General features: G+C 64.7%; 20 protein-coding genes. 5 read left to right on the forward strand and 15 right to left on the reverse strand.

Features of this window, described 5'->3' with window-relative positions:
- Positions 1 to 558: a F0F1 ATP synthase subunit B gene (locus HCO70_RS01160; RefSeq protein WP_172292290.1), complete on the forward strand. Its 558-nt coding sequence runs from the start codon at positions 1 to 3 to the stop codon at positions 556 to 558.
- Between the two features lie 91 nt (positions 559 to 649).
- Here HCO70_RS01160 and HCO70_RS01165 read toward each other — a convergent pair whose 3' ends face one another.
- Positions 650 to 1405: an SDR family NAD(P)-dependent oxidoreductase gene (locus tag HCO70_RS01165; protein WP_172292292.1), complete on the reverse strand. Its 756-nt coding sequence runs from the start codon at positions 1403 to 1405 to the stop codon at positions 650 to 652.
- 200 nt (positions 1406 to 1605) lie between these two features.
- Positions 1606 to 2226 carry a TetR/AcrR family transcriptional regulator gene (locus HCO70_RS01170; RefSeq protein ID WP_172292294.1) on the reverse strand — a complete coding sequence of 207 codons (621 nt, stop codon included), beginning with the start codon at positions 2224 to 2226 and terminating at the stop codon, positions 1606 to 1608.
- 97 nt (positions 2227 to 2323) lie between these two features.
- Between HCO70_RS01170 and HCO70_RS01175 the strand changes: the two genes are divergently transcribed.
- Positions 2324 to 3511, forward strand: a complete 1188-nt coding sequence (locus tag HCO70_RS01175) for an FAD-binding domain (protein ID WP_172292296.1) — start codon at positions 2324 to 2326, stop codon at positions 3509 to 3511.
- Positions 3512 to 3518: 7 nt separating this feature from the next.
- Here HCO70_RS01175 and HCO70_RS01180 read toward each other — a convergent pair whose 3' ends face one another.
- From HCO70_RS01180 to HCO70_RS01205, 6 genes are all read right to left on the reverse strand, one after another.
- Positions 3519 to 4160, reverse strand: a complete 642-nt coding sequence (locus HCO70_RS01180) for a glutathione S-transferase family protein (protein ID WP_172292298.1) — start codon at positions 4158 to 4160, stop codon at positions 3519 to 3521.
- 172 nt (positions 4161 to 4332) lie between these two features.
- The gene (locus HCO70_RS01185) at positions 4333 to 4482 is read right to left on the reverse strand and encodes a hypothetical protein (protein WP_172292300.1); all 150 of its coding nucleotides are present in this window, start codon (positions 4480 to 4482) and stop codon (positions 4333 to 4335) included.
- A 398-nt stretch (positions 4483 to 4880) separates the two neighbouring features.
- Entirely contained in the window at positions 4881 to 6218 is a 1338-nt protein-coding gene (locus tag HCO70_RS01190) for an amidohydrolase family protein (RefSeq protein ID WP_172292302.1), read from the reverse strand.
- Positions 6219 to 6372: 154 nt separating this feature from the next.
- Positions 6373 to 6819, reverse strand: a complete 447-nt coding sequence (locus HCO70_RS01195; protein WP_172292304.1) for a DUF5333 family protein — start codon at positions 6817 to 6819, stop codon at positions 6373 to 6375.
- 364 nt (positions 6820 to 7183) lie between these two features.
- Positions 7184 to 7843 carry an OmpA family protein gene (locus HCO70_RS01200; protein ID WP_172292306.1) on the reverse strand — a complete coding sequence of 220 codons (660 nt, stop codon included), beginning with the start codon at positions 7841 to 7843 and terminating at the stop codon, positions 7184 to 7186.
- 117 nt (positions 7844 to 7960) lie between these two features.
- Complete coding sequence (locus HCO70_RS01205) at positions 7961 to 8818, reverse strand: methylated-DNA--[protein]-cysteine S-methyltransferase (RefSeq protein WP_371742132.1); 858 nt, start codon at positions 8816 to 8818, stop codon at positions 7961 to 7963.
- A gap of 122 nt (positions 8819 to 8940) precedes the next feature.
- On the opposite strand from HCO70_RS01205, the gene nth reads away from it, so the two are divergent.
- Together nth and HCO70_RS01215 are read left to right on the forward strand one after the other, a co-directional pair.
- The gene (gene nth, locus HCO70_RS01210; RefSeq protein WP_172296052.1) at positions 8941 to 9585 is read left to right on the forward strand and encodes an endonuclease III; all 645 of its coding nucleotides are present in this window, start codon (positions 8941 to 8943) and stop codon (positions 9583 to 9585) included.
- Positions 9582 to 10571, forward strand: coding sequence for an adenosine kinase (locus HCO70_RS01215; RefSeq protein ID WP_172292308.1), 990 nt, complete (start codon positions 9582 to 9584; stop codon positions 10569 to 10571). Before nth ends, HCO70_RS01215 begins: the two co-directional genes overlap by 4 nt.
- Positions 10572 to 10704: 133 nt before the next feature.
- Here HCO70_RS01215 and HCO70_RS01220 read toward each other — a convergent pair whose 3' ends face one another.
- The 6 genes from HCO70_RS01220 to HCO70_RS01245 form a co-directional block, all read right to left on the reverse strand.
- Complete coding sequence (locus tag HCO70_RS01220; RefSeq protein ID WP_172292310.1) at positions 10705 to 11637, reverse strand: glyoxylate/hydroxypyruvate reductase A; 933 nt, start codon at positions 11635 to 11637, stop codon at positions 10705 to 10707.
- On the reverse strand, positions 11634 to 12782 hold the full coding sequence (rodA, locus tag HCO70_RS01225) for a rod shape-determining protein RodA (protein ID WP_172292312.1): 1149 nt from the start codon (positions 12780 to 12782) through the stop codon (positions 11634 to 11636). Before rodA ends, HCO70_RS01220 begins: the two co-directional genes overlap by 4 nt.
- On the reverse strand, positions 12779 to 14728 hold the full coding sequence (mrdA, locus tag HCO70_RS01230; RefSeq protein ID WP_172292314.1) for a penicillin-binding protein 2: 1950 nt from the start codon (positions 14726 to 14728) through the stop codon (positions 12779 to 12781). Before mrdA ends, rodA begins: the two co-directional genes overlap by 4 nt.
- The gene (locus tag HCO70_RS01235) at positions 14725 to 15267 is read right to left on the reverse strand and encodes a rod shape-determining protein MreD (protein WP_172292316.1); all 543 of its coding nucleotides are present in this window, start codon (positions 15265 to 15267) and stop codon (positions 14725 to 14727) included. Before HCO70_RS01235 ends, mrdA begins: the two co-directional genes overlap by 4 nt.
- The gene (mreC, locus tag HCO70_RS01240; protein ID WP_172292318.1) at positions 15260 to 16159 is read right to left on the reverse strand and encodes a rod shape-determining protein MreC; all 900 of its coding nucleotides are present in this window, start codon (positions 16157 to 16159) and stop codon (positions 15260 to 15262) included. The genes HCO70_RS01235 and mreC overlap by 8 nt, the downstream gene beginning before the upstream one ends.
- 88 nt (positions 16160 to 16247) lie before the next feature.
- Entirely contained in the window at positions 16248 to 17285 is a 1038-nt protein-coding gene (locus tag HCO70_RS01245; protein ID WP_172292320.1) for a rod shape-determining protein, read from the reverse strand.
- 108 nt (positions 17286 to 17393) lie between these two features.
- Here HCO70_RS01245 and HCO70_RS24565 point away from each other — a divergent pair, with 108 nt between their 5' ends.
- Positions 17394 to 17567 carry a hypothetical protein gene (locus HCO70_RS24565; protein ID WP_216665213.1) on the forward strand — a complete coding sequence of 58 codons (174 nt, stop codon included), beginning with the start codon at positions 17394 to 17396 and terminating at the stop codon, positions 17565 to 17567.
- Positions 17568 to 17668: 101 nt separating this feature from the next.
- On the opposite strand, the gene HCO70_RS01250 is transcribed toward HCO70_RS24565, so the two are convergent.
- A complete protein-coding gene (locus HCO70_RS01250; RefSeq protein ID WP_172292322.1) occupies positions 17669 to 18172 on the reverse strand; it encodes a helix-turn-helix domain-containing protein in 504 nt (167 codons plus the stop codon).
- Positions 18173 to 18262: the final 90 nt, after the last annotated feature.

Below are 18262 nucleotides of genomic sequence, written 5' to 3' on the forward strand. Positions count from 1 at the left end.
ATGCGCTATCTTGTAACGCTGTTTGCCCTGGTGGCCGCCAGCCCGGTGCTGGCCGCGACCGGCCCCTTCGTTTCGCTGCGGAACACCAACTTCGTCGTTCTGATCGCGTTCCTGATCTTCATCGGCGCGCTGGTTTTCCTGGGCGTTCCGGGGATCCTGGGCCGCATGCTGGACAAGCGGTCGGCGGGGATCCGGGCCGAGCTGGACGAAGCCAAGGCGCTGCGTGAAGAAGCGCAGACCGTGCTGGCCTCTTACGAGCGTCGGCAGAAGGAAGTGGCCGAGCAGTCGGTGCGCATCGTCGAGCACGCCAAGGAAGAAGCCCGTCAGGCCGCCGAGCAGGCGAAGCAGGACCTGGAGGTTTCCATGGCCCGCCGTCTGCAGGGCGCCGAGGAGCAGATCGCCTCGGCTCAGGCCAAGGCTGTGAAGGAAGTGCGCGATCAGGCGGTAAATGTCGCCATTGCCGCGGCCAGGGAGGTGATCGCCAAGGAGATGACCGCCGCCGCCGCCAACAAGCTGATCGACGACTCGATCGCGACCGTGGAAGCCAAGCTGCACTGAGCGGCTCCGGCGCCTACGGACAGGTGAAACCCGGCCCTGCGGCCGGGTTTTTTCTTTTGCGGTGCGATAGCCGGAAGTTTGCCTTGGGTGCCTATTGCGCCGTGTAGGCGCCGTCGACGAGGTGATAACTGCCGGTGATGAAGGACGCGCGGTCCGACAGCAGGAAGCAGACCAGCGCGGCCACTTCCTCGGGCTGGCCCAGACGTCCGATGGGGTGCATCCCGGCCAGGCCCTGCTGCTGCTCATCGGTCATCGCGCTGTCGATCAGCGGGGTCTTGATGAACGCTGGGCCGACAGCGTTCACGCGAATGCCCTTGGCGCTGTATTCCAACGCGGCGTTCTTGGTCAGGCCAACGACGCCGTGCTTGGCGGTGACATAGGCCGAGGACTGGGCGAAGCCGACCGAACCGAGGATCGAGGCGATGTTGACGATGGCGCCGCCGCCGGATTTCTCCATCGCCGCGATCTCGTAGCGGCAGCCGTAGAAGACGCCGTTCAGGTTGACGCCGATCACCTGATGCCAGCCGTCCAGCGGGTATTCCCCGACCGGGGCGGCGGGGCCGCCGATGCCGGCGTTGTTGACGGCCATGTCGAGGCCGCCCCAGAGGTCGACGGCCTTTGCAACCATAGCCTCCACCTGTTCAGGCTTGCTGACATCAACGGCGAAGGGCTCGGCGGTGCCGCCGGCGTCGCGGATCTCCTTGCACATGTCTTCGGCCGGGCCCTCGTGCAGGTCGGCGACCAGCACCTTTGCGCCGCCCGCCGCCAGTTCGCGGGCGATGGCCGCGCCGATACCCGACGCTGCGCCGGTGACGATGGCGGATTTGCCTTCGAATTCGTTGCTCATGGTGATCTCCTGTCAGGTCATCCGGGCCGGGGAGCGCAGCGCTCCAGAAGGGGCGGCGCGTGCCGTCCCGACGCCGGGGAGGCGGGCATGTGCCCGCCTTACGATTTCTATGTGTCTGTTCCGGAAGCGGTTTCAACGAGGCTGCGCTGCGATACCTCTGCGCGAATTGCCGCATGCGGGCAGCGCTGGCACCCGTGCGGTCAGGGTTCGAGCAGGCGGCGGAACAGGCCGATATGCTCGGCGGCCATGCGGTTGCGCGCCGCATCGTCCATGCCGTCCCAGTTCGCGACGAACCAGCGGTCCAGCGCCTCGCCGACGCCCATCATGATGTCGATCAGCAGCGGCTCTGGCAGGTCGGCGCGGATCACTCCGAGGGCCTGGCCACGCACAACGAAACCGGCGACCCAGTCGCGGGCCTGGGTGATCATCGGTTCGATGGCCTCGGAATGCACGCCTGCGGCGCGGGTCTGGTAGAAGATCGAGCCGAGTTTCAGGGCCTGCGGCGCGTGGCTGACGGCGGCGATGCAGCGGGCGTAGAAAGCCTCGCATCCCGACCAGAAGCCAGCACTGTCGAGGCTGTCGAGGTCGAAGGATCCGGCGCGCTCGAACAGATCGGCGAGGGTGACCTCGAGCAGTGTCTCGAACAGGTCGGCCTTGTTCTCGAAGTAGTAATAGAACGAGCTTTTCCCCATTTCCGCGCGTTCGAGGATCCGATTCAGCGAGGCCGCGTCGTAACCCTTTTCGGCAAATTCCTCGGTCGCACAGCGCAGAAGAAGCGCGCGGGTTTCGGCGTTCAGGCGGGAAAATCGGTCTCGGCTCATGGATTGACTATAGCGGCGGCGGTGTTAGGTACCAGAGGTGTGTACCGCCTGGTACACAGATTCGGACAGGCCGGAAAAGCCATCAAGGAGCGAGACAATGAAGATCGGAATTTCCGGGGCTGGTGTGGCCGGACCCACGCTGGCGCATTTCCTGCTGCGGTGCGGACATGAACCCACGCTGATCGAAAAGGCACCGACGTTCCGCACGGGCGGCTATGTCATCGACTTCTGGGGCACCGGCTATGACGTGGCAGAGCGGATGGGGCTGATCGGACCGATCCGCGAGCGGGGTTACCAGGTGGAAGAGGTGCGGTTGGTCCGCGACGACGGCAGCCGCGGCGGCGGGTTCGGTGCGGATGTTTTCCGGCGTATGACGCATGACCGCTTCACCAGCATCGCGCGCGGCGATCTGGCGGAGGTGATCTATCGCTCCGTCGAGGGATCGGCCGAGACGCTGTTCGGCGATACCGTCTCTGCGATCGAAGAGGATGGCACACGGGTCGGCGTGACTTTGGAAAGCGGCGGGTCGCGGGAATTCGACCTGCTGGTCGGCGCGGACGGGCTGCATTCGCGGGTGCGCGAGCTGGGCTGGGGGCCGCAACAGGATTACGAGCGGCAGCTCGGCTTCTACGTCGCGGCGTGGCAGTCCACGGGCTATCCGCAGCGCGACGAAAACATCTACGTCAGCCATGCGGAGCCCGGGATCAGCCTGTCGCGATTCTCGATGCGGGACAACCGGACGCTGTTCATGCTGGTCTTCTCCACCTCGCATCTTCCGGGAGAGGAGCCGCAGGACGATGCCGCCCGGCGCGCGGTGCTTCACGATGTGTTCGGCGGCGCCGGGTGGGAGGCGCAGGCGATCCTGGCGGAACTGGACAAGGCGGGCGAGGTCTATTTCGACCGGGTCAGCCAGACCGAGGTGCCCGAGTGGTCGCGGGGGCGGAAGGTTCTGCTGGGCGACGCGGCGGCCTGCGCGTCGCTGCTGGCGGGCGAAGGCACCGGGCTGGCGATGACCGAGGCCTATGTTCTGGCGGGGGAACTGCACCGCTCGGGCGGGCAGGTAGAACCGGCACTGGCCGTCTATGAACAGCGGCTGCGGCCGTTCCTTGAGGAAAAGCAGAAAGCGGCGCGGGGGTTCGCGTCCTCCTTCGCGCCCGAGACGGCGTTTGGTGTCTGGCTGCGGCGGGTCGCGACCCGGATGATGGTGATCCCGCCGGTCGCCGACCTGCTGATCGGCAACAGCCTGAAGGACGACATCACGCTGCCGGACTACGGGATGGTGTAAGCGTGGGTCAGCCCGCGGCGCGGACCTCTCCCTGCCGGGAAAGCGCGTCGCGGATGACAGGCCGCTCCGCGACCAGCCCGCAACAGTGGGCGATGGCGGGAAACCGGTCGTAAAGCTCATCCTGTGCCGGGTGCCATGTGGTGATCATCAGCAGGTAGAGATCGGCGGCGGAGCTGCGGGGGCCAAGGTGATAGGGGCCGCCGCCGGCAAGCTGCGCCTCGACCGTGGCGAAGGCTTCGTCGACCATCTCCAGGCCGCGCGTCCGGATGCCGGGGATGCCGATGGGATCGGTCGTATAGCGCTGCGGGTAGAAGTACCGCTTGAAGTGATCCTGGACCGAGGTTGCGAGGAAGATCAGGGACCGCAGGAACAGGGCGCGGTCGGGATCGTCCGCCGCCGGCGCGACATCCGTCAGGTCATGGGCATCGGCGAGGTAAAGGCAGATCGCGGAGGCTTCGGTCAGGATCTGGCCGTCTGGCAGGCGCAGGGCGGGCACGCGCCCGGCCGGGTTGATGCGCAGGAATTCCGGGCTGCGCTGCGCACCCGTGAGAATGTCGACCTCGACGATCTCGTGCGGAAGCCGTGCTTCTTCAAGCACCATCTGTGGGGCGAAGCCGGCCGTGGCGCGGCATGTATAGAGCCTGTACATGCGGCGGACTATGCGTCAGCGCGCGGCATGAATAAACCCGGCCCAAGGGGAAGGGCCGGGTTTCCTGAAACTATGAATCGGTACTGAAAAACTGGATCCGGACAGGGTGCCTTGGATGAAGGGAACGACGTGTCGGCACCCTGCCCGGACCGGGGCGAGCCAGGGACGGAGGCTAGATGCTCGCCCAGTCGGAAAAGATCTGGTCCGGCGCGATGCGCGGCGTTTCGGGGCGGTTGAGGCGCCGCTCCTGCTGCGGGGCGGGGTCCGGCTTGGGCGTTTCGAGAGGAACGCGGTGCGGGCGGTGTGCGGTGCAGAAGGTCATCGTGCGGGTCTTTCGGTTGCGGGTTTGCGGTGGCGCTGAAGCCGATGACCCGATTGGGCCGGCTTCCCGAAAGACAGGCAATGACAGCGGGGTGATAGGCGATGACAGGCGGATTGTTATCCGATGACAACCGGGGGAAGTCGTTTGAGATCAGTCCTTTGGCAGGTTTCTGTCGCGACGGATTACCTTCGCTTATCTGTGTGCCGCAGTGCAATGGAGCTGGCACCTGACCGGGCAGCTTATGGATTTGAGCGGATGCGAAGGCAGAGATCGTCGCCGCGATGGGTCGAATGGCCTTCTTTTCCCGGCGGTTTGTGGCGGAACCCGCGAAAAGCTAGAAGCGCATGCCTGCCTGTCGACAGTGGCAGGCATGCACCGCGCAGTGCTGTCGGTGCCGGCTATTCGATTTCGTTCTTGAAGATCTCACCGTCCTTCATGATCAGGTCGAAGTTCGCGGCCGGATCCGCGACCAGGTCGATATCCTCCAGCGGGTTGCCATCGACGAGGATCAGGTCGGCATAGGCGCCGGGCTCGATGACGCCGAGCGGGCCTTCCTGGTACGGATGGCGCGGACCGGCGAGTTCCAGCAGTTCGGCATTTGTCGAGGTCGCCATTTTCAGCACCTCGTAGGGCGTGTACCACGTCGCCATCTTGGCAAGGAATTTCCCTTGCTTCTCGGCCAGTTTCGCATCGAACAGCATATCGGTGCCGAACGCGACCTTGACGCCGATTTCCTTCGCCATTTCGATGGACTTCGTGGTGCCGTCGGTCACGGCTATGAATTTCGCCGTGCTGAAGGGGTCATTGAACGAGAACGCGTCCTCGTCATTCAAGATCGGCTGAACCGACAGCCAGACGTCGTGCTCCTTCATCATCTCGAGCGTCTCTCTGCCAAGCAGGTTGCCGTGCTCGATCGACTTCACTCCGGCTTCGACGGCCATCTGGGCTGCGGTGTCGGTGAAGATGTGGGAAGCGACATAGGTGTTGTAACTTTCCGCCACCTCGACGAAGGCTTTCAGCTCTTCCATCGTGTACTGGCTTACGTCGAGCGGGTCATAGACCGACGAGACGCCGCCACCGCCGGAAATCTTGATCTGCGACGCGCCCATTCGCATCACCTCGCGGGTGCGCAGCGTAATGTCGGGCACTCCATCGGCGATGAGCATCAGACCAACGCGGTTCCAGTACCAAAGGGAGTCGCCCGGGTTTGACGGGACGTCCTGATAAGCGCCGTAGTCAAAATGGCCGCCCGTCTGGCTGATCGGGGGGCCGGAGGGCAAGATCCGCGGGCCGGGTATCTCGCCAGCGTCGATCATCTTCTTCGTCGCAAATGGATTGCCGCCCACGTCCCTGACGGTTGTGAAACCTCGCATAAGCGTCGCCTCGGACCCTATTGCGCCACGGATGGCGATCTCCAGAATATCGCCGGTGACAACGGTGTTCTGCGATGCGCAGCAATAAGAGGTATGCCAGTGCGCGTCGATCAGCCCGGGGATCATGGTGCGCCCGCCGCCGTCGATCACGGTGCCGCCGGCCACGGCGAGCGGCTCGGTCGAGACCTCGGAGATCAGGTTGCCGCTGACCAGGACATTGGCGTTTTCGAGCAAGGTTTCATTGACGCCGTCGAAGACGTTTATGTTGGTGAACAGTACTGGTGTCTGATCCTGCGCATGTGCGGGCAAAAAGGCTAATACAACAGAGACCGAGGCAAGCAGGGCGCGAACGGGAAACGGCATGACATCTACTCTTGGCTGCTTTGGAATACGGCCAGAATTGCAGATGACCTGATTCGAAACAATTCAACCACAGAGTGTCTGCGTCAGAGTTGACGGTCTTATCGAACCAGCAGGTGCATCAGGATGCCCGCGAAGTCTTCAACGGCGCAGCCGGTCAGCCAAAGCGCAACATGGATCCGATGCGCGTTCCGGCGGCAATCTCTTTCCTTGCGGCGGCGCAGGCTGAGGCTCCATCCGTGGGCTTATCTACCCTGGCCCGCAGCGCGCTAAGCACCTCTTCACCGGTCGGCCTGGCGGCCAGAACCTCGTTATATGCGCGGTCTGTCTGGGCCTTGGCATAGCCCTTTTGCTGGTTCGACCGGCTGAAACCATGAATGGCCGCCAGTCGCGTGCCCGCCGCCCATTGCAGCCTTTCGTCGGGACAGCGATCAATGATCATGCTGGCGACGGCGGTCTCGAGGAAGAAGACCCGCGTATCCGCAACCAGTGCGGGATAGGAAAGGGCGCTTTGCGGTGTGGGCGGTTCGGAGGTTGTTGTCTGGCAGGCGGCTAACCCGGCGACCAGGGACATCGCCGCAACGGAATGAAGAAATCTGTACATCGAACGGCCCTCGAAAATCGGTAGCAGTCAATTCCGGCTCAAGGTGCCATGCATTCCTACCATATCAACGATTTATTGTTTTATCGCTCAGGCAAACAGCGGCGATGCCGCCGTGCATTGTCGGGCTGGCCCACCGCGCCGGCGATCTGATTGCCGCAACCACACAGATCAGAGCGAACAAGGACTTAGCCGAGGTAGATTGCTCATGTCCGCCGGTTGTATTGCCCTGCCAAGTCTCGTCGGTGCCCGGATTTGTGGTCGGTCGAGAAGAAAGCGCCCTCGCGGCTGTCCGCGAGGGCGCTGGCTTTTTCGGCTTCTTTCGCCTGAACTGCCTGCCATACAGGCCGGCAAATCTCGCCCGAGGTTACTGGTTCGGGTAGATCAGGATATCCACGCGGCGGTTCTGGGCGCGGCCTTCCGGCGTCAGGTTCGACGCGATCGGCTGGTTCTCGCCCCGGCCCGAGGGCACGACGCGGTTGGTGGCGACGCCGTTGGTGATCAGGATGTTCGCGACCGACTGCGCCCGGCGCTCGGACAGGTCCTGGTTGTGGGCGGCGGAGCCGGTATTGTCGGTATGGCCGATCACGTGGACCCGCGACTGCGGATAGCGGTTCAGGTTGTTCGCCAGGTCGCGCATGTCGGGATAGAGCGCGGTGCTGACGATGGCGCTGTCGATGTCGAACAGGATGTCCTGCGGCATCCTCACCACAAGGTGGTCGCCGTTGTTGATGACCTGAATCCGGCTGTCCAGTTCGGCGCGCAGCTCGGCGGCCTGCCGGTCGAGATCGGCTCCGATCAGCGCACCCGCGCCGGCGCCAAGGGCGCCGCCGATCAGGGCGCCGCGCGCGCGCTCGCCGGCATCGCCGCCCGTGGCGACGCCCGCCAGGGCGCCCAGCACGCCGCCGATGGCCGCGCCTTCGCCGGTGCGCTGCCGCGGGTTGCCGGTGTTGACGGACGGATCGGTACAGGCGGTCAGGGCCAATAGCCCGGCGCTCGCCGTCATGAGGGTCACACGAAAATTCATGGGGACTGCCTTCTGTTTCAAACTCCCAGGGGCCACAGGATATAGCCCAAGGCTGTCCCGTCCAGCGGAAAGACCCGCCGGATTCGGCGGATCCTTGCCGTGGTAATCACATTTCCTTCATGCTTCGGCCCGCGCGGATTCGTAGGCGAGAATCGCGCGCTTGACCGGGATGCCCCAATGGTAACCCGCCAGCGCGCCGCTTTTGCGCAGCGCCCGGTGGCAGGGGATCAGCCAGCTGATCGGGTTGCGGCCCACGGCGGTGCCCACGGCGCGCACCGCCTTCGGATTGCCGATGGCCTGCGCGATCTCGGAATAGGTCGTGACCTGGCCCGAGGGGATGCTCAGCAGCGCCTCCCAGACCTTGATCTGGAACGGCGCGCCGATGAGGTAAAGCGGCGTCGGCTCGCCCGCATCCTGTACGCCGAAGGCGTTCAGGACCCACGGGCGCAGGAACATCGGGTCCTCGGTGAAGGTTGCGCGCGGCCAGCGGCCAAGCAGATCCTCCATCGCCGCCTCCTCGCCTGTTTCGGCGGCAAAGCCGATACCGCAGAGGCCCTTTTCGGTGCCCATCACCAGCGCCGGGCCGAACGGGCTTTCGAACCAGCCCCAGAAGATCTCCAGCCCCTCGCCGTGGCGGGCATAGTCGCCGGGGCTCATCGCCTCCCACCTGAGGAACAGGTCGTGCAGGCGGCCGGAGCCCGACAGGCCCAGCTCGTGGCTGGTTTCCAGCGTGGTGAAGTTCGACCGCAGCATGTCGCGGGCATGCTCAAGCGTCAGGTATTGCTGATAACGCTTCGGCGACACGCCGACCCAGCGGCTGAACAGGCGCTGGAAATGCGCCGGGCTCATGTTCATTTCAGCCGCCAGATCCTCCAGCGACATCGGTTCGTTGCCGCGGGCGTCGATCAGGTCGATCGCGCGGCGCATCACGGCGAAATGGTATCCGGTTTCGGGGCTTTGATCGGTCATGGTCATGCTCTCTCTTTATGCCCCAAAATATGGCGCAAAGAACCCATCTGCGACCCGTTTCCTGCGCGATCGGGAAACAGAGGGCGCAAGAGCTTGCAGGTCCCGAAACGCCCATGCCAAAGGGGAGCATGGCCAAGCAGCTCGACTACAAGACCCTGTGCGAAATCTTTCGCCGCTTTCACGAGGCGGAGCCCGAACCGAAGGGCGAGCTGAACCATGTGAACGCCTATACTCTGGTCGTGGCTGTGGCGCTGTCGGCGCAGGCGACGGATGCCGGGGTGAACAGGGCGACGGTAGAGCTGTTCAAAATTGCCGACACGCCGGAAAAGATGCTGGCGCTGGGCGAGGCCGGGCTGACCGAATACATCAAGTCGATCGGGCTCTACCGTAACAAGGCGAAGAACGTCATCAAGCTGTCGCGGATCCTTGTCGATGAATACGGCGGGCAGGTGCCGTCGTCCCGCGCGGCGCTGCAGTCGCTGCCGGGGGTGGGCCGGAAGACCGCGAACGTGGTCCTGAACATGTGGTGGGGCCATCCGGCGCAGGCGGTGGATACCCATATCTTCCGGGTCGGCAACCGCACCGGCATCGCACCGGGCAAGGATGTCGACGCGGTGGAGCGCGCCATCGAGGACAACGTCCCCGCCGAATACCAGCGCCACGCGCATCACTGGCTGATCCTGCACGGCCGTTACATCTGCACCGCCCGTAAGCCAAAATGCGGCGGGTGCCCGATTGAAGACCTTTGTCCCTACGAGGAGAAAACCATATGACGAAATCCTATGAGGTCGTCGGCATTGGCAATGCCGTCGTCGACGTTCTGGCGCAGGCCGATGACAGTTTCCTGGAGTTGATGGGGATCCAGAAGGGGATCATGCAACTGGTCGAGCGCGAGCGCGGCGAGATGCTGTACGGCAGCATGAAAGAGCGCGTGCAGGCCCCCGGCGGATCAGTGGCGAACACGCTGGCCGGGCTGGGCAGCCTGGGCCTGTCGACGGCCTTCATCGGCCGGGTCCACGACGATGCGCTGGGCCGGTTCTATGCCGACGAGATGGAGCAGGACGGGACCGCCTTCGTCAATGCGCCGGTGCCGGATGGCGAGCTGCCGACCTCGCGGTCGATGATCTTCGTGTCGCCCGACGGCGAACGGTCGATGAACACCTATCTGGGGATCTCGTCCGAACTGGGCCCCGAGGACGTTTCCGACGATGTGGCGGGACGTGCGAAGCTGTTGTTTCTGGAGGGATATCTCTACGACAAGCCGAAGGGCAAGGACGCCTTCGAGCGCGCCGCCAAGCTGTGCCGCGACGGTGGCGGGCAGGCTGGCATCGCGCTGTCGGATCCGTTCTGCGTCGACCGGCACCGCCGCGATTTCCGCCGGCTGGTGAAGGAGCTGGATTTCGTGATCGGCAACCAGCAGGAATGGACCTCGCTTTACGAGACCGACGATCTGGGCAGCGCGCTGGAACAGGCGGCGGCCGATTCCGGGCTGATCGTCTGCACCCGCTCCGGCCATGACGTGGTGCTGGTGAAGGGCGACGAAGAGGCGGTGGTGCCGGTGAACTACGTCACCCCCGTGGACGCCACCGGCGCCGGCGACCAGTTCGCCGCCGGGTTTCTCTACGGCTACGTGACCGGCGCCGACCTCGCCACCTGCGGCCGCATGGGCTGCATCGCGGCGGCGGAGGTGATCGGCCATATGGGCCCGCGCCCGGAGGCCGACATGAAGGCTCTGTTCAAGGCCGAAGGGCTTATCTGACGGCGCGTCTGCGGCGCAATCTTTCTGGCACTTCGTGCGGTCGGGGGCTCTGCCCCCGTCGCCTGCGGCGACACCCCCGGGATATTTACTACCAGAGGAAGGGGCGGATCTTGCATCCGTTCAAAAGCGATCGTCAGTAACCCGCAGTCCGGTCGACGCGGAACAGCAGCGGCTCGCCCGCTTCGCTGCGGCGGATATTCTCGGCAATGACTTCCGAGGCCGTTTCGGCGCGGGTCTCGCTGGCGATATGCGGGGTGACCGTGACGCGCGGGTGAGACCAGTAGCGATGGTCCTGCGGCAGCGGCTCGACGCGGAACGTGTCGAGCGTCGCGTGACCGATATGGCCGCTGTCGAGGCCCGCGAGCAGGGCGTCGTCGTCGATCAGCGGGCCGCGCCCGGGGTTCAGGATCACGGCGCCCTCGGGTAGCTCGGCGAGGCGCGTGGCGTTCAACAGGTTTTCGGTCGCGGGCGTCTGCGGCAGAAGCAGAACGAGGATCTGCGCGGTGGAGAGCGCCTCGGCCAGCCCGTCCTCGCCGGCAAGGCAGGTGATGCCATCGATCCGTTTCTGGCTGCGGCTCCAGCCGGTGACGGGGAAGTTCAGCGCCGCCAGCGCCTGCGCGCAGGCGGTGCCCAGTTCGCCCAGCCCGAGGATCGTCACCGGGCGGTGGCGGGCCAGCGGCGGCGGCGAGAAGCGCCATTCGTGATCCGGGTTCACGATATGCGCGTCCATCCCGAGGTGGTGGCGCAGCACGTGGCCGGTGACCCATTCCACCATCCCCTCCGTCAGGCCGCTGTCGACCATGCGGGTCAGCGGCTGGGTCAGTGTCTTGTTGGTCACGATCTGCTCGACCCCGGCCCAGAGGCCGAGAACCGCCTTCGCCTTCGTGTAAGGCGAGAAATCGGTGAGGTCGTTGTTCGGCGCGTAGACGATGTAATCGACATCCCCGGGGGCGAAGTCGTCGGCGATCTCGGCGTCGAGGCCGGCGGCTTCGATGGCGGCGGGCAGCGGGCGCGCGTAGTCGGGCCAGCGGTTGTCGCCGCCGGCATAGAGGATCTTCAGGGTCATGTGCGGTTTCTGGGCCTGTGGATATGTGCGGACTGGGTCAGCCCGAAGGCGACCATGAGGACCAGCATGGCGGAGCCGCCGTAGCTGACCAGCGGCAGCGGCACGCCGACGACGGGGGCAAGGCCCATCACCATCGACATGTTCACTGCGAAGAACAGGAAGAAGGTTGCGGCGATGCCCAGCGTCAGGATCGCGCCGAAGCGGTTCTGGTTGTTCACCGCCGAAGCGATGCAGAAAAGGATGATCAGCCCGTAGATCACCAGAAGCGAGATGCCGCCGACAAAGCCGAATTCCTCGGCCAGCGTCGTGAAGATGAAGTCGGTGTGCTTCTCGGGCAGGAAGTTCAGCCGTGACTGCGTGCCCTGCATGAAACCGCGTCCGGCCCAGCCGCCGGACCCCAGCGCGATCTTCGACTGGGTGATGTGGTACCCGGCGCCCAGCGGGTCGGTCTCCGGGTTCAGGAAGGTGTCGATCCGGCGGTACTGGTAATCCTTCAGCAGCTGCCAGTCTGTGCCGCGCGACCAGAACACGGCGGTGATCATGCCGCCGCCGGCAGCCAGAACCGCCGCGAAATACAGCCAGTGAACACCGGCGATGAACATCACGAAGGCACCGCCCGCGACCAGCAGGATCGCGGTGCCGAGGTCGGGCTGGGTCAGCACCAGGTAGGTGGGCAGCAGGATCAGGACGACCGGGATCAGCACCCACAGCGGGCGCGACACCTTGCGGATGTCGAGCCAGTCGTAATAGGCGGCCAGCAGCATCACCACGGTGATCTTGGTCAGCTCCGACGGCTGCAGTCGCATGAAGCCCAGATCGATCCAGCGCTGCGCGCCCATGCCGGTGGCGCCGAAGAATTCCACGAAGATCAGCAGCAGGACTGAGACCGCGTAGGCCAGCGCCGACATGTTGCGCCAGAACCAGATCGGCACCATCGCGACGCCGATCATCAATACCAGCCCCAGGCCGAAACGCTTGAGCTGCGGCTCCACCCAGGGGGTCATCGAGCCGCCGGCGACCGAGTAGAGCATCAGGAACCCGATCCCCGCCGCCGCAGTGACCAGCACCAGAAGCGGCCAGTTCAGGAACAGCACCTTGGACAGGCCGGTGGGGACCCGCTTGACGTTGTACTCGAGATAGCTCACGCGCGGTTCCTTCCGTCCGAGAAGGTCGACGGATCGCGCAGGATAAGCTTTTCCTGCCGCGACCGGATCGTGCCGTGCTGGCTGGTCGGGTAGGCGTCGAGCGGCGGCGTGCCCTGGTAAAGCGCCTGAAGGATGATGTCGCGGGCGATCGGTGCCGCCACGGCAGAGCCGCCGCCGCCATGCTCGACCACCACCGCGCAGGCAAAGCGCGGCGCGGCGATGGGCGCGTAGCTGACGAACAGCGCGTGGTCGCGACGGTTCCACGGCAGGTCTTCGTTCGAGGTGACGCCGGCGGCGCGTTCGGCGGCGGTGATGTTGCGGACCTGGCTGGTGCCGGTCTTGCCGGCCATGCGCATCTCGTCGATCACCACGCGGCTGGCGCGGGCGGTGCCGGTCTGGGCGTTGACGACCTGGCTCATGCCGTCGCGCACCAGGGCAAGGTGGCGCGGATCGACATCGAGCGGCGGGATCTCGGGCCGGTCCTCGGCCGGGTCGAGCGAGCCGATCAGCCGTGGCTCGACCGCCTTGCCCGAGGCGATGCGCGCTGTCATCAGCGCCAATTGCAGCGGCGAGGCGAGCACGAAGCCCTGGCCGATCCCGGCGTTCAGCGTGTCGCCGATCAGCCAGTCGGCGCCGCGGTTCTCGATCTTCCACGCCTTGGTCGGCGCCAGACCGGACGCGACCGCCGACAGCGGCAGTTCGTGCCGTGTGCCCAGCCCCAGCCGGCGGGCCATGTCGGATATATTTTCGATGCCCACCCGCTCTGCGATCTCGTAGAAGAACACGTCGCAGGATTGCTCCAGCGCGCCGGTCAGGGTCAGCTTGCCGTGGCCCCAGCTGCGCCAGCAGTGGAACCGGCGGTCGCCAAGCTGTTTGAAGCCACCGCAATAGATGCTTTCGCCGGGGTCGAGCACGCCCGCCTCCAGCGCTGCGAGCGCCGTGATCATCTTGAAGGTGGAGCCGGGCGGATAGGTGCCCTGCACCGATTTGTTGGCCAGCGGGCGGTGATCGTTGTTCAGGAGCGCGCTGTAATCCGCGACGCTGATGCCGCGGACGAACTTGTTCGGATCGAAGGAGGGCGCGGAGCCGAGTGCGAGGATGTCGCCGGTCTGGACATCCATCACAACGGCAGAGGCGCTTTCATCCTCAAGCCGCACCTGCGTGTAGTTCTGCAGCGCGCCGTCGATGGTCAGCTGCACGTCGCCGCCGGGTTTGCCGTCGATCCGGCCCAGTTCGCGCATGACGCGGCCCTGTGCGTTCACCTCGATCCGCCGGGTGCCGGCCTGACCGCGCAGATCGTGTTCCAGCTTGGCCTCGACCCCGGTCTTGCCGACCTGAAACTTGGGGATCTGCAGCAGCGGGTCCTCATCCTCGGCCAGGTAGCCCTCGGTCAGGTCGTAATCGCTGACCGGGCCGACATAGCCGACGATATGCGCGAAATCCTGATCCATCGGGTATATGCGGCTTTGTCCGACCTCCGGCGAGACACCGGGCAGGGCGGGGGCGTTCACCGCGACCTTGGCGAAGGCCTCGTAGGTCAGCCGGTCGGCGATCGTGACCGGCACGAAGGGCGAGCGGCGGTCGATCTCGGCGCGGGCGCGTTCAAGGTCTTCCTCGGGCAGGTGGATGATCCGCTGCAGCCGGGCCAGCACCTCGTCGACGTCGCCGGCATCTTCCTTGACCAGAACGACGCGGTAGTTCTGTTCGTTGTCGGCAAGGATCGTGCCTCGACGGTCGAAAATCACGCCGCGCGAAGGCGCGATCAGGCGGATGTTGATGCGGTTCTCGTCGGCCAGAAGGCGGAACTGGTCGGCCTGCTCGACCTGCATGTAGCGCATCCGCGCCGCGAGGATCGCACCGAACCCGGCCATGCCCGCGCCAAGGATCAGTCCGCGGCGGCTGACGATACGGGCGCTTTCCGCGGTATCCTTCGGGGTCCGCTTCATTGCGCCCGCCGCACCGCGTCGAATTCGGCAGAGCTCATCTTCTGTACGCGGAACAGGACCCGTGCGACGATAACGATGATCGGATAGGTGATGACCGTGGCGATCAGTTGCAGCAGCATCAGGCCGAACTGTGCCTGGGGCACACCCAGGATCAGCAGCACCAGGAAATTGGACAGGTTGATGAAGGCCATCACCGCGGCGACGACGCCGATTTCCACCATCAGGGGCTGTTCGCGCAGCGCTCCCTCGCGGGCGCGCAGGTATTCCACCGACAGCACCACCAGTCCGGTCCAGAGCCCGGGCGGCCGCATGTAGAGGATGTCGGTCAGCAGGAACACCGCCGCGATCAGCAGGGTCGGGACGTAGTGTGGCCGCCGCAGTACCCAGGCGCAGGTAATGCAGAGCAGAAGGTCCGGCCCCGGATAGCCGCGTGGTCCCAGATCGGTCGGCAGGATGTGCATCAGGATGATCGCCAGGCTCAGGCTCAGGTAGGCGATCCCGTAAAGCCACTGGTTCGCGGTCAGGCGGCCCCTATCCATCGGCGGCCTCCTCGAAGATGCCGGCCGAGTCCGCCTGTGGCAGAACCAGGCTTCCGGGGTCCTGCACCGGGTCCTTGGCATGGGCGCGCAGCACGCGCAGGAAATCGAGCCGTTCGTAATCCGCGGCCAGCCGCACCCGAAGACGCCGGTCCGACCCCTGCACCACGGTGCCGACAAGGATGCCCGCCGGGAACACGCCGCCGTCGCCGGAACTGACGATGCGGTCGCCTGGGCGCACCTGGTCCGGGTCTTCGATGAAATCGAGCGGCGGCAGCGCGCCGTTGTCGCCGGACAGGATCGCCTTCTGCCCCGACGGCTGGATCGACACCGGCACCCGGCTGTTGGAATCGGTCAGCAGGATCACCCGGCTGGTGGTGTTGCCCACGCCGCTGATCCGTCCGACAAGGCCCAGCCCGTCGGTTGCGGCCCAGCCGTCGACGATGCCGTCGCGCTGGCCGATGTTCAGCAGCACCGACTGGCGGAAGGGCGATCCGCTGTCCGCCAGCACGACGCCGGTCACGAAGGTCAGCTTCGGGTCGAGGCGCACGTTGTTCAGGTCAAGAAGCTTGGCGTTCTGCTGTTCCAGCTGCAGTGCCGCTTCCTTCCAGGCCTTCATCTGCTGCAGTTCGCGCCGCAGCTCCTGGTTCTGCTCGTAGATGCGGGTGTAGGACTGGAAGTTCTCGACCATCCCGGCCATCTGGCTGACCGGCAGCAGCATCCAGTCGAAGCTGGGCACCACCTTGTCCACCACCTGCGCTCGGAAGCGTTCCATGCGGGGGCTGTCGATACGCCACATCAGGAACATGCCGAACAGCACGACGACGAGCAGTCCGATCAGGATACGCCTGACCGGGCGGACGAATTCGTCGCTGTTTCCGCCATTCCGTGCCACGTCTGCCTCCGCCTCCGGGCGCTCCGCCGCTGCGCGTCAGCCCCTTCGGGCCGTCCCGTCCGCGCCGCCGGGTCCGCCGGACCGAATTTCAGCTTTCGTAGTCTATCACATGCCGGAGTTGTTTTTCATACTCCAGCGCCTTGCCCGTGCCGAGGGCCACACAATTCAGTGACTCGTCCGCCACCGAAATCGCCAGACCCGTCTGTTCCCTGAGCGCAAGGTCAAGCTCGCCCAGCAGCGCGCCGCCGCCGGTCAGCATCACGCCCCGGTCGACGATATCCGCCGCAAGGTCCGGCGGGGTGGCTTCAAGAGCGGTCATCACCGCCTCGCAGATCGCCTGCACCGGTTCCGACAGCGCCTCGGCCACCTGCGCCTGGCTGACTTCGGTTTCCTTCGGCACGCCGTTCAGCAGGTCGCGGCCGCGAATCTGCATGCTGGCGCCACGGCCGTCATCGGGCATCCGCGCGGTGCCGATGGAGGTCTTGATGCGCTCGGCGGTCGATTCGCCGATCAGCAGGTTCTGCTGGCGGCGCAGGTAGTTGATGATCGCCTCGTCCATCCGGTCGCCGCCGACGCGGACAGAGCGGGCATAGACGATGTCGCCCAGCGACAGCACCGCGACTTCCGTCGTACCGCCACCGATGTCGACGACCATGGATCCGGTGGGATCGGTGATCGGCATCCCCGCTCCGATCGCCGCCGCGATGGGTTCCGCGATCAGCCCGGCGCGGCGCGCGCCCGCCGACAGAACCGACTGGCGGATCGCCCGCTTTTCAACCGGGGTCGCGCCATGCGGCACGCAGACGATGATCTTCGGCTTCGAGAACGTGGTCCGGCGGTGAACCTTCCGGATGAAATGCTTGATCATTTCCTCGGCCACGTCGAAATCCGCGATCACGCCTTCGCGCATCGGCCGGATCGCCTCGATACTGCCGGGGGTCCGGCCAAGCATCAGCTTGGCGTCCTCGCCGACGGCGAGCACCTGCTTGCGCCCGTCTTTGACGTGGTAGGCCACCACCGAGGGTTCGTTGAGGATCACGCCCCGGCCCTTCACGTAGACCAGAGTGTTGGCTGTGCCGAGGTCGATGGCCATGTCCGCAGAGAACAGGCCGGAAAGAAAAGACATTGCTTACCTTCGCATTGGGTCAAGCTTCCCCGGGCGCCAGAGACTCACATCCCGGCACCACACGGCCTTATATTGACCGCGCCGGGCGAGGGAAAGGGGGGCCGTCCGGTGAAATCCGCGACATTCCGCCGGGAAACGGACGGGCGCGCCAGCCAGGACGATCCCCTGCTTCTTCTGACGCGTTTCATCTGGTTTGACCCCACTCTGGAAATTTCTGCTCGAAAGATCAACTGCTTACAAATAATCGATTTCACCGGGTTTGATACCGCATTGGGGTGTTAGTGCTCGAACTGCCGTTTGCCACGAGAAAGTTCAACGAAATAGGCCAATGAATTCAGCTATTGGCCAATTTTTCCGTGCGCCAATTCGCGCTTAGTGCGCAGTTAGGGACCGGTGGATTTCTCTTGTCGGTCAACGACCAAGAGCTGAACTAGCTCATCCACGCCATCCCTGCTGTCTTTGGCGTCTCCGGCCGTTGGGATTTCGCGCATCTCCAGATAGTCCAGCATCGTCTTAACACTATGGTGCCAAATTGGCTTTCCAGCCACTTCCTTGCCGGAGAATATCGGTTCCTTGCTTTCTTCTTGCTGCTCGGCCAAGCGACTTAATAGCGAGTGAACCGCCGTATAGACTAAGAGCGCTTCATCATGCTTGGAAGCGGTGGGTGGGGTTCGATCAGAAGTAAGCCCCGCAAGCCAATCTGTGGAGACTCCCATCCCGTTTGCAATCGCGATTACAGCGTCGAAACCCGGCCGCTGCGGATTCTTTACCCGCATGTAATTTCCGAGCGATGCCTTCGAAAGATCGCAGCGTTCCGCCATCTGCTGGACGGTCAAGCCAGCTTCGGCCTGCAGTCTTCGAAGTCTTTGCGCCACATCGTCGTCCATCAATAGCCGTTCCTGTCGAATTAAACGTTGACGCATCCTTTTGGGATTACTAGTAGTTAATAAGATGTATAAGATGCCCTATTGAGCTCA

Source organism: Pseudoruegeria sp. HB172150, assembly GCF_013184805.1.
In the GTDB taxonomy this organism is placed as follows: Bacteria; Pseudomonadota; Alphaproteobacteria; order Rhodobacterales; family Rhodobacteraceae; genus Psychromarinibacter.

Coding starts and splice junctions, on each gene's coding strand:
- HCO70_RS01185 (WP_172292300.1), bottom strand. CDS start 4,482: ATGACCTTCTGCACCGCACACCGCCCGCACCGCGTTCCTCTCGAAACG.
- HCO70_RS01170 (WP_172292294.1), bottom strand. CDS start 2,226: ATGAGCCGAGACCGATTTTCCCGCCTGAACGCCGAAACCCGCGCGCTT.
- HCO70_RS01215 (WP_172292308.1), top strand. CDS start 9,582: ATGACGAAATCCTATGAGGTCGTCGGCATTGGCAATGCCGTCGTCGAC.
- HCO70_RS01180 (WP_172292298.1), bottom strand. CDS start 4,160: ATGTACAGGCTCTATACATGCCGCGCCACGGCCGGCTTCGCCCCACAG.
- nth (WP_172296052.1), top strand. CDS start 8,941: ATGGCCAAGCAGCTCGACTACAAGACCCTGTGCGAAATCTTTCGCCGC.
- HCO70_RS01235 (WP_172292316.1), bottom strand. CDS start 15,267: ATGGATAGGGGCCGCCTGACCGCGAACCAGTGGCTTTACGGGATCGCC.
- HCO70_RS01175 (WP_172292296.1), top strand. CDS start 2,324: ATGAAGATCGGAATTTCCGGGGCTGGTGTGGCCGGACCCACGCTGGCG.
- HCO70_RS01250 (WP_172292322.1), bottom strand. CDS start 18,172: ATGGACGACGATGTGGCGCAAAGACTTCGAAGACTGCAGGCCGAAGCT.
- HCO70_RS01195 (WP_172292304.1), bottom strand. CDS start 6,819: ATGTACAGATTTCTTCATTCCGTTGCGGCGATGTCCCTGGTCGCCGGG.
- HCO70_RS01160 (WP_172292290.1), top strand. CDS start 1: ATGCGCTATCTTGTAACGCTGTTTGCCCTGGTGGCCGCCAGCCCGGTG.
- HCO70_RS01190 (WP_172292302.1), bottom strand. CDS start 6,218: ATGCCGTTTCCCGTTCGCGCCCTGCTTGCCTCGGTCTCTGTTGTATTA.
- HCO70_RS01205 (WP_371742132.1), bottom strand. CDS start 8,818: ATGACCATGACCGATCAAAGCCCCGAAACCGGATACCATTTCGCCGTG.
- HCO70_RS01165 (WP_172292292.1), bottom strand. CDS start 1,405: ATGAGCAACGAATTCGAAGGCAAATCCGCCATCGTCACCGGCGCAGCG.
- mrdA (WP_172292314.1), bottom strand. CDS start 14,728: ATGAAGCGGACCCCGAAGGATACCGCGGAAAGCGCCCGTATCGTCAGC.
- HCO70_RS01220 (WP_172292310.1), bottom strand. CDS start 11,637: ATGACCCTGAAGATCCTCTATGCCGGCGGCGACAACCGCTGGCCCGAC.
- HCO70_RS01245 (WP_172292320.1), bottom strand. CDS start 17,285: ATGTCTTTTCTTTCCGGCCTGTTCTCTGCGGACATGGCCATCGACCTC.
- HCO70_RS01200 (WP_172292306.1), bottom strand. CDS start 7,843: ATGAATTTTCGTGTGACCCTCATGACGGCGAGCGCCGGGCTATTGGCC.